10 protein-coding genes are annotated in these 10,736 nt (G+C 74.3%); 5 read left to right on the forward strand and 5 right to left on the reverse strand.

Features of this window, described 5'->3' with window-relative positions:
- From hpf to mtrA, 5 genes are all read right to left on the reverse strand, one after another.
- A partial coding sequence (gene hpf, locus ACFV5N_RS18070) for a ribosome hibernation-promoting factor, HPF/YfiA family (RefSeq protein WP_385600539.1) occupies nucleotides 1–260 on the reverse strand: 260 nt, incomplete at its 3' end.
- Between the two features lie 157 nt (nucleotides 261–417).
- A complete protein-coding gene (locus ACFV5N_RS18075; protein WP_385600541.1) occupies nucleotides 418–1,149 on the reverse strand; it encodes a ComF family protein in 732 nt (243 codons plus the stop codon).
- 37 nt (nucleotides 1,150–1,186) lie between these two features.
- A complete protein-coding gene (locus tag ACFV5N_RS18080; protein WP_385600544.1) occupies nucleotides 1,187–3,052 on the reverse strand; it encodes an LpqB family beta-propeller domain-containing protein in 1,866 nt (621 codons plus the stop codon).
- Nucleotides 3,042–4,853: an MtrAB system histidine kinase MtrB gene (mtrB, locus tag ACFV5N_RS18085; protein WP_385600547.1), complete on the reverse strand. Its 1,812-nt coding sequence runs from the start codon at nucleotides 4,851–4,853 to the stop codon at nucleotides 3,042–3,044. Before mtrB ends, ACFV5N_RS18080 begins: the two co-directional genes overlap by 11 nt.
- Nucleotides 4,854–5,531, reverse strand: a complete 678-nt coding sequence (gene mtrA / locus ACFV5N_RS18090) for a two-component system response regulator MtrA (RefSeq protein WP_019435185.1) — start codon at nucleotides 5,529–5,531, stop codon at nucleotides 4,854–4,856. It lies immediately after the preceding gene.
- Between the two features lie 194 nt (nucleotides 5,532–5,725).
- Between mtrA and ACFV5N_RS18095 the strand changes: the two genes are divergently transcribed.
- From ACFV5N_RS18095 to ACFV5N_RS18115, 5 genes are all read left to right on the forward strand, one after another.
- Entirely contained in the window at nucleotides 5,726–6,949 is a 1,224-nt protein-coding gene (locus ACFV5N_RS18095) for a hypothetical protein (RefSeq protein ID WP_385600551.1), read from the forward strand.
- A gap of 39 nt (nucleotides 6,950–6,988) precedes the next feature.
- Nucleotides 6,989–7,681 carry a DUF4129 domain-containing protein gene (locus tag ACFV5N_RS18100; RefSeq protein ID WP_385600554.1) on the forward strand — a complete coding sequence of 231 codons (693 nt, stop codon included), beginning with the start codon at nucleotides 6,989–6,991 and terminating at the stop codon, nucleotides 7,679–7,681.
- Nucleotides 7,678–8,958 (forward strand): DUF4350 domain-containing protein, encoded by a 1,281-nt coding sequence (locus ACFV5N_RS18105; protein ID WP_385600556.1) that lies wholly within the window; start codon nucleotides 7,678–7,680, stop codon nucleotides 8,956–8,958. The genes ACFV5N_RS18100 and ACFV5N_RS18105 overlap by 4 nt, the downstream gene beginning before the upstream one ends.
- Nucleotides 8,955–9,938, forward strand: coding sequence for an AAA family ATPase (locus ACFV5N_RS18110; RefSeq protein ID WP_385600559.1), 984 nt, complete (start codon nucleotides 8,955–8,957; stop codon nucleotides 9,936–9,938). The genes ACFV5N_RS18105 and ACFV5N_RS18110 overlap by 4 nt, the downstream gene beginning before the upstream one ends.
- Nucleotides 9,938–10,736, forward strand: a 799-nt coding sequence (locus ACFV5N_RS18115; RefSeq protein ID WP_385600562.1) for a DUF58 domain-containing protein, incomplete at its 3' end; no start/stop codon positions are given. The genes ACFV5N_RS18110 and ACFV5N_RS18115, both read left to right, overlap by 1 nt.

Raw genomic sequence — 10,736 nt, forward strand, 5'->3', positions numbered from 1 at the left:
CCGGTGGCCAGGTCGAGCGCTGCGTAAGGGTCGCCCGCCGCCGCTTCCGCCCGGATGACCGGTCCCCGGGAGCGGAGGGTGATCTCCACCCGGTCGGAACGGTCTGCCTGGCGTGGATTGTGCTCCTTGGACACTTCCACGTCGAGGCTGGTCACCTTGCCGTCGAACTTCTGGATGCGGTCCAGCTTCAGCTTGTCGGCCACGTGCCGCCGGAATCGCTCCGGCACCTCGGTCTTGCGGCCCTTGACGACGATGTCCACGCAGAACTCCGTTCCCGGAACGCCCCGCCTGCGCCGGCGAAGCGGCTCCCTTGGTACAGAACGAATATGAACTTTTACGGTGGTTCGTACCACCACGCCTTGATTCGAAAGTACCTCCAATGGCGCACTCCCGACACCCTTACCAACGCGTAGTTCCCTACCCACGTTCCCCCGGGGCACTCCGTGTCCCCGCCACCACCGCCGCACCCAGCAGCCGTCCGCCCGCCGCCCGGACCGCCCGCGCGGCCTCGGCCAGGGACGCTCCGGTGGTCACCACGTCGTCCACCAGGACCACCGGATCACCCGCCGGCAACGCCCGGCCACCCTCCGCCGTCAGCGCGCCCGCAAGATTGGCCCTGCCTGCCCCCGCGCCGAGACCCGCCTGATCGGCCACCGCCCGCGTCTGCCGCAGCACCGGCAGCACCCGCACCGCGCATCCCTCGCGCCGCAGCCTCGCCGCCGCCGCCAGCGCGATCCGGCGCACCGGGTCGTGCCCGCGCCGCGCGGTGGCCGCCCGCGCCGACGGCACCGGCACCAGCGCCAGCACCCGGCCCGCACCCGCCCGCACCGCCCGGTCGCCGTCCGCCCGCACCGCCCCTACGCTCAGCGCCAGCGCCCGGCCCAGCGGCGCGGCCAGGGCCAGCGCGCCCCGCTCCTTGTGCGCCAGCAGGACGGCCCTGGCCGCCCCCGCGTACTCCACCGCGGCGTACACCACCGGCAGCCCCGCCGGCTCCGGCACGGGCCGCACGGGGCGCGCCACGGCGCCCGTCCCGCACAGCAGGGCCCGGCAGCCCCCGCACAGCACCGCCCGTGCCGCGCCGCATCCGGCGCACAGGGCGGGCAGCACCAGGCCGCCCAGCTCCCGCCACAAGCCCCGCAAGGTCTCCACCGCTCCGCTCCGTCCCGGCCGGGCCGGACGGCCGGCCCTACCCCGGGTAGAACGGCGCGGAGCCCCGATCGGTCACCAGCTTCCACTGGCTGCGGTCCTGGAGCCGGACGATCCGGTCCCCGGTCTCGGCCAGCAGCGGCAGGGTGTCGTTCTCGGACGCGGCCACCGCGGTCACGTCGTTGAGGCCGGGCGTGTTGGAGGAGGCCACCGGCGACCCGTCGGTGCCCAGGTACTGCAACTGCTCCGCCCCGTCCGCCGGGCGCCCCACGACCACCAGCCGGCTGACCCCGGCCCACGAGAGCGCCGTCACCTTCTCCAGGACCGGTGTCACGGCCCGCAGGCCCTGCACCGACACCTCGACGGCCTCCCCGACGGCGGCGCGGTGGATCCGCCCCAGCCACAGCGTGGAGGTGTCGTCGTCCCCGGCCAGCAGCATCGCGATCCGCACCCCGTCCGAGGACACCCGCACGGACTCGATGTACCGGCCGGCCGGCAGGTCCGGCACCGGCACCTCCTGCGGGGTGCCCACACCGCCCGACAGCCGGAGCAGCCGCGGGTGCGCCGGGTCGCGGTCGGCGACCCACAGATCGCCGAGCCCGTCCCAGCTGGGCCGGGACAGCCCGGCGTCCGCCCCGGCCGCCGCGCTCAGCTGCAGCGCCTCGGGCGCCGGGTCCGTGCCCCACATCTCGGTGACCAGCAGCGCGGTGCCGTCCTCGGTGACCCCGGCGGCCCGGTTCTCGTCCCGGCTGACCGCCGCCTCGCGCAGCGGCACCGTGCCCTGCCCCAGCGCGCCGGTGACCGGCTGCGGCTCGGCGTCCACGTCGGGCACGGTGATCAGCCGGTCCTCCTCGTCCAGGTAGTACGAGCTGCCCGAGCGGGCGTCCAGCAGCCCGGGCGCCAGGTTCTTCGCCTCGGCCCGGGAGAGCGCGCACAGCCGCGACCCGGCCGGGTCGGTCAGCCGCACCTCGGACACCTCGCCGGAGGACTGCGCCTGCACGGTGTGCAGCAGCTGGGCGCCCATCAGCTCGCAGCGGGTGCGGTTCACGCCGGGGTCGATCCCGGTGAGCGCGACCGTCAGCACACCGGAGTCCATGGTGATGGCGTTGCGCTCCGGCACCAGACCGGCTTCCTGCGGGAACTCGGTGCGCGCCACCGGCGCCAGCCACTCGCCCGGGCCGGACAGCAGCTCGCCGACGGCCTCCCCGATGGGGTCGATGCGCCACCGTACGTAGATCGGGTCGGCGACGAGCGTCTGCCCGCTCTCCCCGGCCTTGCCCGCTTCCGGCCCCAGATCCGCGTAATAGAACGTGTTCACGGAGTGGTAGTTGCGCTGGAAGTCGGCCGCGCTCATCACGAGCCCGTCCGGCAGCTCGTCGATCCGCCACTCGCCCTCGACCCGCTGCAGCCGGAACGACGCGTGGTAGCCGCCCTCCTGCGGGGTGTACCCGTGCGCGGTGTCCACCGTCGCCAGCAGGGTGCCGCTCAGCTCCACCACCGCCGACTGCGCCGCCTGCTCGGCCCCCGCGTCCTGCCCGTCGCCCTGCTGCTCGCCCTCCGGGAGCCGGCTGGTCGTGTCGGGCCCCGACGCCAGAACCGTCGTACTCGCGAACGGGTCCCACAGCTGCTGCCGCTGCGGCGTCAGATACTCGCGCGCCGTGTCGAACTGCGCCTCGTCACTGGTGATCGCCTCCAGGAAGCCCCGGACGATCTGCTGCTGCGTCGCGTTCTCCTGCGGCGAGACCCCGAAGATCCGCACCGGCGACTCGTTCTCCGCCCGGTCCGCCGTCTCCACCCGCTGCACGGGACCGCTGGAGGGCATCGAGGCACAGCCGCCCACCAGCAACCCGCCGGCCAGCAGCAGCCCCACCGACCGCACGCCGCCGCGCCACCGCTCACCTGCCACGGCCACTGTCCTCCCCGGGCTCCGCCGGCGCCTGACCCGCGGGCGCACCGGCCCGCGCCTGCGTATCGCCCCGGCCCTGCGCCGGGATCGCCGCCACCCGCCGCCGCGCGTCCGCCGGCTCCAGCGGCAGCGGGGAGCCGCGCAGCACACCGCCCGCCGCCTTCGGCAGCGTCAGCCGGAACTGCGCCCCGCGGCCCGGCTCGCCCCACGCCTCCAGCCGGCCGCCGTGCAGCCGGGCGTCCTCGATCGCGATCGACAGGCCGAGTCCGGTGCCCCCGGTGGTACGGGCCCGGGCCGGGTCGGCCCGCCAGAACCGGTTGAACACCCGCTCCGCCTCGCCCTCGCCGAGCCCGATCCCGTAGTCGCGCACCGCGAGCGCCACCGCGGAGCCGTCCTCGGCCTCGGCCAGCCGCACCACCACGTCACGGCCCTCGCCGTGCTCGATCGCGTTGACCACCAGATTGCGCAGCACGCGCTCGATCCGCCGCGCGTCCACCTCGGCCACCACCGGCCGCTCCGCGCCGCGCACCAGCAGCCGGCTGCCCTTGCGCTCCGCCAGCGGCTCCGCGCCCTCGATCACCCGGTGCACCACGTCCCGCAGATCGCTGTGGTCCGCCTCCAGGCTCGCCGCGCCCGCGTCGAACCTGCTGATCTCCAGCAGATCCGCCAGCAGCGACTCGAACCGCTCGACCTGCCCCAGCAGCAGTTCCGCCGAGCGCGCCGTCACCGGGTCGAACTCCTCGCGCGCCTCGTGGATCACCTCGGCCGCCATCCGCACCGTCGTCAGCGGGGTCCGCAGCTCGTGCGACACGTCCGACACGAAGCGCCGCTGCATCCGGGAGAGCTCCTCCAGCTGGGAGATCTTCACCTGGAGATTGCGGGCCATCTTGTTGAAGGACTCACCGAGCCGGGCGATGTCGTCCTCACCGGAGACCTTCATCCGCTCCATGAGCCGCCCGGCGGCCAGCCGCTCGGCGATCCCGGCCGCCATCCGCACCGGCGTCACCACCTGCCGGACGACCACCCAGGCGATCGCGCCCAGCAGCACCACCAGGAAGATCCCGGCCGTCGCGATGGTCCCCATCACCAGGCTGAGCGACTTCTCCTCCTGGGTGAACGGGAACAGGTAGTACAGCTGGTACTGGCCGTTCTCGTTGTCCGTCAGCCGCCGCCCCACGATCAGCGCCGCCTCGGAGCTGCCGTCCGGCCGCACGATCGTCCCGTACTGCCGGTGGGTGGCCGGATCGCGGTCCAGCGCCTGCCGCAGCTCCGCCGGGATGCTCTCCTCGGGCCGGATGTCCGCCGATGCCCGCGGCCCGCGCAGCGCCGGGCCCGCGTCACTCACGAACGGGGTGGACGACAGCTGCGAGCTGAGCGCCACCACCGAGTACACCCCCTGGCCGCCGGAGGCCAGCTGCTCCACGATCCCGGTGATCCACGACCCCGGATCGACCGCCTGCCCCGCACCCGGGTCCGAACTGTCCGGCGCGTTGCCCGCCAGGTCCTCCGCCACCGCGAACCCGCCGTCCGCCTGGCTGATCGCCGTCTGCCGCTTGGCCTCCAGCAGACCGTTGCGCACCTGCCCCATCACGACGATGCCCAGCACGAGCACCACCGCCACCGACATCAGCAGTGTGGTCGCCACCACCCGCAGCTGGATATTGCGCCGCCACAGGCGCAGCACCGGCAGCAGCGGGCCACGCGCCCACCGGCCGAATATCCGTATCGCGGGCTGCGCCCGGCCGCTCGTCGCCCCTTCGGGGAGCAGCCGGGATCCACGCCGCCACAGCCGGGTGCCCACCTAGGCAGCCCCGGCCTTGTACCCGACCCCCCGTACGGTCACGACGATCTCCGGGCGCTCCGGGTCCTTCTCGACCTTGGAGCGCAGCCGCTGCACATGCACGTTCACCAGGCGGGTGTCGGCCGCGTGCCGGTACCCCCACACCTGCTCCAGCAGCACCTCGCGCGTGAACACCTGCCACGGCTTGCGCGCCAGCGCCACCAGCAGATCGAACTCCAGCGGGGTCAGCGAGATCGTCGCCCCGCCGCGCTTCACCGAGTGCCCGGCCACATCGATCACCAGATCGCCGATGGCCAGCTGCTCGGGCGCCGGCTCCTCGGACCGGCGCAGCCGCGCCCGGATCCGCGCCACCAGCTCCTTGGGCTTGAACGGCTTCACGATGTAGTCGTCCGCGCCGGACTCCAGGCCGACGACGACGTCCACCGTGTCGCTCTTCGCCGTGAGCATGACGATCGGCACACCGGATTCACCCCGGATCAGCCGGCACACCTCGATGCCGTCCCGTCCGGGCAGCATGAGGTCGAGCAGCACCAGGTCCGGCTTGATCTCCCGGAAGGCCGCCAGCGCCTTGTCGCCATCTGCCACGAACGACGGTTCGAATCCCTCGCCGCGCAGCACGATGCCCAGCATCTCCGCCAGCGCGGTGTCGTCATCGACGACGAGTACGCGTCCCTTCATGCCTTCATCATCCCATCCCCTGATCGTGACTTCCCCGAACGTGATCTGGAACACATCCCGAGCGGGCCGCTGCCCAGCCGGGTACGGGAACTACCACGGCCCGTCACACCCGGCGGACCACCGTGGCACCATGAACATCCAGATCCCGTTGAAACGACAAACACCCAGCGATACGAGCGTAGGAGTACGAAGCCGTGAGTGACGCGCCAGGCTGGACCTCGCCCGGCTCCCAGCCGCCCGAGCAGGACCCGGACCGCACCACGGCGCCCGCTCCGCCCCCCAGCCAGCAGCAGCCGCAGCCCCAGCAGCCCCAGGGCTGGACCGCCGGCCCCGGCGTCCCGCCCCAGCCCGGCCACCAGCCCCCGTACGGACAGCAGCCGCCCTACGGACAGCAGCCCGGCTACGGCCAGCAGCCCCCCGCCGGCTGGGGCGCCCCGCCCCCCGCCTGGGGCCCGCGCGAGTACGCCGCCAAACCCGGCGTCATCCCGCTGCGCCCGCTCGGCCTCGGCGAGATCCTCGACGGCGCCGTCTCCACCGCCCGCGCCCACTGGCGCACCGTCCTGGCCATCTCCCTCGGCATCGCCGTCGTCATCCAGCTGCTCTCCAGCGTCGCCATGAAACTGTGGCTCTCCGAGAACTCCGGCTTCGCCGCCCTGGAGAACAACCCCGACCCCACCGCCGAGGAACTCCGCGACGGCCTCGTCGACGTCGGCGCCTTCTCCTCCGTCGCCGGCATCGCCACCCTCCTCGGCAGCGTCCTGGCCACCGCCATGCTCACCATCGTCGTCAGCCGCGCCGTCCTCGGCCGCAGCGTCACCCTCGGCGAAGCCTGGGACGACTCCCGCCGCCAGCTCCACCGCCTCCTCGGCCTCACCCTGCTGACCGGGCTCATCGTCGTCGCCGCCGTCGCCGTCCCCGTCCTCCTCGGCATCCTCCTCGACAGCCCCGCCATCGCCATCCTCGGCCTCCTCGGCGGCATCGTCTTCGCCATCTGGCTGTGGGTCCGGCTCTCCCTCGCCGCCCCCGCCCTGATGCTGGAGCGGCAGGGCGTCCTCACCGCCCTGCGCCGCTCCTTCAAGCTCGTCAGCAACTCCTGGTGGCGCATCTTCGGCATCCAGCTGCTCATCACCGTGCTCGTCACCATCGTCAGCGGCATCCTGGAGATCCCGTTCACCGTCATCGCCGAGATCATCGGCTCCGACGGCGGCTTCGACAGCTTCATCAGCGGCTCCCTCAGCGACCTCACCTGGACCTACCTGCTGATCTCCGGCATCGGCGCCGTCATCGCCTCCGCCATCACCCTCCCCATCAGCGCCGGCGTCACCGCCCTCCTCTACATCGACCAGCGCATCCGCCGCGAAGCCCTCGACCTGGAGCTGGCCCGCGCCGCGGGCATCACCCCCCAGCCGGGAAGCTGACACCATGCGGGGGGACGGGCCGACGGGGAGAACCACACCATGAACAGCACCGGCACGGTCATGGCCATGGCCCACACCATGGCCATGACCGACAGCACCGCGACGGAACCACCCCTCACCGTCGACCGCGAGGCCGCCCGCGAGGCGGCCGAACGCGAACTCTCCCGGCAGATCTACGCCGAACACGAACCGGGCCTCGTCCGCCGCGTCTTCACCTGGGTCATCGACCGCGTCTTCGGCGCCCTGGACTCCGTCGCCTTCCACGCCCCCGGCGGCTGGCTCGGCCTGCTGATCATCGCCCTCCTCGTCATCGGCCTCCTCATCGCCCTGCGGCTGCGCCTCGGCGCCCTGCGCACCGCACGCGGCGCCACCACCGGCGCGCTCTTCACCGACCGCCCCCGCACCGCCGCCGAACACCGCGCCGCCGCCGAACACTTCGCCCGGGCGGAACAGTGGGACCAGGCCGTCCAGGAACACCTGCGCGCCCTCGTCCGCTCCCTCGAAGAACGCGCCCTCCTCGACACCCGCCCCGGACGCACCGCCGGCGAAGCCGCCGACGAAGCCGCCCGCGTCATGCCCGCCCTCGCCCCCCGGCTGCGCGCCGCCGCCACCACCTTCGGCGCCGTCACCTACGGCGGAGGCCACGCCACCCCCGCCGACCACCACGAACTGCGCGACCTCGACGCGACCGTGCTGCGCACCAAGCCCGACCTCACCGGAGCCGCCCGATGACCGCCACCGGCACCGGCCCCGCGCCCGCCGCCGCCCCGGCCGGCGACACCGCCGGCACGGGCACCGGCAGCTCCGTCTCCCCCACCGCCGGCCGCATCTGGCGCCGCGGCCGCGGCCTGCTCATCGCCGCCGCCGTCCTCGTCCTCACCGGCCTCGTCCTCGCCCTGCTCCGCTCCGGCGACAACAGCGCCCTCCACCCCTCCTCCGCCGCCCCGCTCGGCAGCCGCGCCATCAACCAGCTCCTCACCGACCACGGCGTCGACATCACCGTCGCCACCACCTCCGACGAAGCCCTGGCCGCCCTCCGCCCCGGCACCACCCTCCTCATCACCCACCCCGAAGACCTCACCGCGGAACGCCGCGAGGCCCTGCACCGCGCCACCCAGCGCACCGGCACCCGCACCGTCCTCGTCGCCGCGGGCCCCGACACCACCGCCGTCTTCGCCCCCGGCACCGAGGCCATCGGGCCCCTCCCCACCAGCACCCTCGACCCCGGCTGCACCACCGGCCTCACCGACCGCGCCGGCGACGCCCGGCTCGGCGGCCACGGCTACCTGCCGCCCACCGACCCGGACACCGACCCCACCACCCTCGCCTGCTATCCGTACGAGGGACTGCCCACCCTCGTCACCCTCGACGCCGGCTCCCCCACCGAAACCGTCCTGCTCGGCGCCCCCGACATCCTCCACAACCAGAGCCTGGCCGAGGACGGCAACGCCTCCCTCGCCCTCCAGCTCCTCGGCGCCCGCGACCACCTCGTCTGGTACCTGCCCACCACCGCCGAAGCCCCCGGCTCCGACGACGCACGCAGCCTCACCGAGCTCATGGCCCCCGGCTGGCGCTGGGCCGCCCTGCAACTCGCCGTCGCCGCCGCCCTCACCGCCTTCTGGCGCGGCCGCCGGCTGGGACCCGTCGTCACCGAACGGCTCCCCGTCGCGGTACGCGCCGCCGAGACCGCCGAGGGCCGCGCCCGCCTCTACCACCGCAACGGCGCCCGCGACCGCGCCGCCGACGCCCTGCGCACCGCCACCCGCGGCCGGCTCGCCCCCCGCGTCGGCCTCCCCGCCGCGGCCGCCCACACCCCCGACACCCTGGTCCCCGCCCTCGCCGCCCACACCGGGCAGCCCGGCCACGACCTGCACCAGCTCCTCTTCGGCCCGGCACCCGCCGACGACCCCGCGCTCGTGGCCCTCGCCGACGCCCTCGACGCCCTGGAAAACCGCCTCACCCCCGACCATCCCGACGCCCCCGAGACCCCGAAGGACCCGCGCCAGTGACCAGCCCGACCGGACCCGCCGAGCCCGCCCCCGCCTCCCCGCGCACCGCCCTGGAAGCCCTGCGCGGCGAGATCGGCAAGGCCGTCGTCGGCCAGGACGCCGCCGTCACCGGCCTCGTCGTCGCCCTGCTCTGCAAGGGTCACGTCCTCCTCGAAGGCGTCCCGGGCGTCGCCAAGACGCTGCTGGTCAAGACCCTCGCCAGCGCCCTCGAACTCGACACCAAGCGCGTCCAGTTCACCCCCGACCTGATGCCCTCCGACATCACCGGCTCCCTCGTCTACGACACCCGCACCGCCGAGTTCTCCTTCCAGCCGGGCCCCGTCTTCACCAACCTCCTCCTCGCCGACGAGATCAACCGCACCCCGCCCAAGACCCAGGCGTCCCTGCTGGAGGCCATGGAGGAGCGCCAGGTCTCCGTCGACGGCACCCCCCGCCCGCTGCCCGAGCCCTTCCTCGTCGCCGCCACCCAGAACCCCGTCGAGTACGAGGGCACCTACCCCCTGCCCGAAGCGCAGCTCGACCGCTTCCTCCTCAAGCTCACCCTGCCGCTCCCCACCCGCGAACAGGAAGTCGACGTCCTCAACCGGCACGCCGCCGGCTTCGACCCCCGCGACCTGGCCGCCGCCGGCGTCCGCACCGTCGCGGGCCCCGGCGAACTCGCCGCCGCACGCGACGAGGTCGCCAAGGTCACCGTCTCCCCCGAGATCAGCGGCTACGTCGTCGACCTCTGCCGCGCCACCCGCACCTCCCCCTCCCTCGCCCTCGGCGTCTCCCCGCGCGGCGCCAAGGCCCTGCTCTCCACCGCCCGCGCCTGGGCCTGGCTCTCCGGCCGCACCTACGTCATCCCCGACGACGTCAAGGCCCTCGCCCTGCCCACGCTCCGGCACCGCGTCCGGCTGCGCCCGGAGAGCGAGATGGAGGGCATCACCGCCGACACCGTCATCAACGGCCTCCTCGCGCACGTCCCGGTCCCGCGCTGATGGCCCTGACCGGACGCACCGCTCTCATCGCCGCCCTCGGCGCGCTGATCGCCGGACTGCTGCCCGGCTGGACCGGCATCGCCGTCGTCGGCCTGCCCCTGCTCGCCGCCATCGGCTACGACCTGCTGCGCGCCGCCCCGGTCCGGACCCTGCGTCTCGCCCGGCCCGCCACACAGTCCATCCGGCTCGGCGAGTCGGCCGAGGTCGAACTGACCGTCACCAACCCGTCGGGCCGTGACCTCAGGGCGGATCTGCGCGACGCCTGGCCGCCCAGCAGCTGGCAGCCCGGCGACGCGTACGCGGCGTCCCGCCACCATCTGGCCGTCCCCGCAGGCGAACGCCGCCGTGTCACCACCGTGCTGCACCCCACCCGCCGCGGCGACCGGCAGGCGGTCCGGGTGACGATCCGTTCCCACGGCCCGCTCGGCCTCGCCGCCCGCCAGGGCAGCCACCACGTGCCCGGTACGGTGCGGGTCCTGCCGCCGTTCAGCAGCCGCAAGCATCTGCCGTCCAAGCTGGCCCGGCTGCGCGAACTCGACGGCCGCACCAGCGTGCTGCTGCGCGGCGAGGGCACCGAGTTCGACAGCCTGCGCGACTACGTGCCCGGCGACGACGTCCGCTCCATCGACTGGCGGGCCACCGCCCGCCAGTCCGCCGTCGCCGTCCGCACCTGGCGCCGACCGCCAGCGTCACCCTCGGCGACAGCTACATCTCCGGCGAGGCCGGCCGCTGGAAGGGCAACTCGGCCGACTCCAGCGGGAACCGGAGCGGCACCGACCGGGCCTGGAACGGCAGTTC

The sequence above is a fragment of the Streptomyces sp. NPDC059853 genome (assembly GCF_042731495.1).
Classification (GTDB): domain Bacteria; phylum Actinomycetota; class Actinomycetes; order Streptomycetales; family Streptomycetaceae; genus Streptomyces.

Bases quoted from the DNA above. Each gene is read 5' to 3' on its own strand.
- mtrA (WP_019435185.1), bottom strand. From the start codon at position 5,531: ATGAAGGGACGCGTACTCGTCGTCGATGACGACACCGCGCTGGCGGAG.
- ACFV5N_RS18100 (WP_385600554.1), top strand. From the start codon at position 6,989: ATGAACAGCACCGGCACGGTCATGGCCATGGCCCACACCATGGCCATG.
- ACFV5N_RS18105 (WP_385600556.1), top strand. From the start codon at position 7,678: ATGACCGCCACCGGCACCGGCCCCGCGCCCGCCGCCGCCCCGGCCGGC.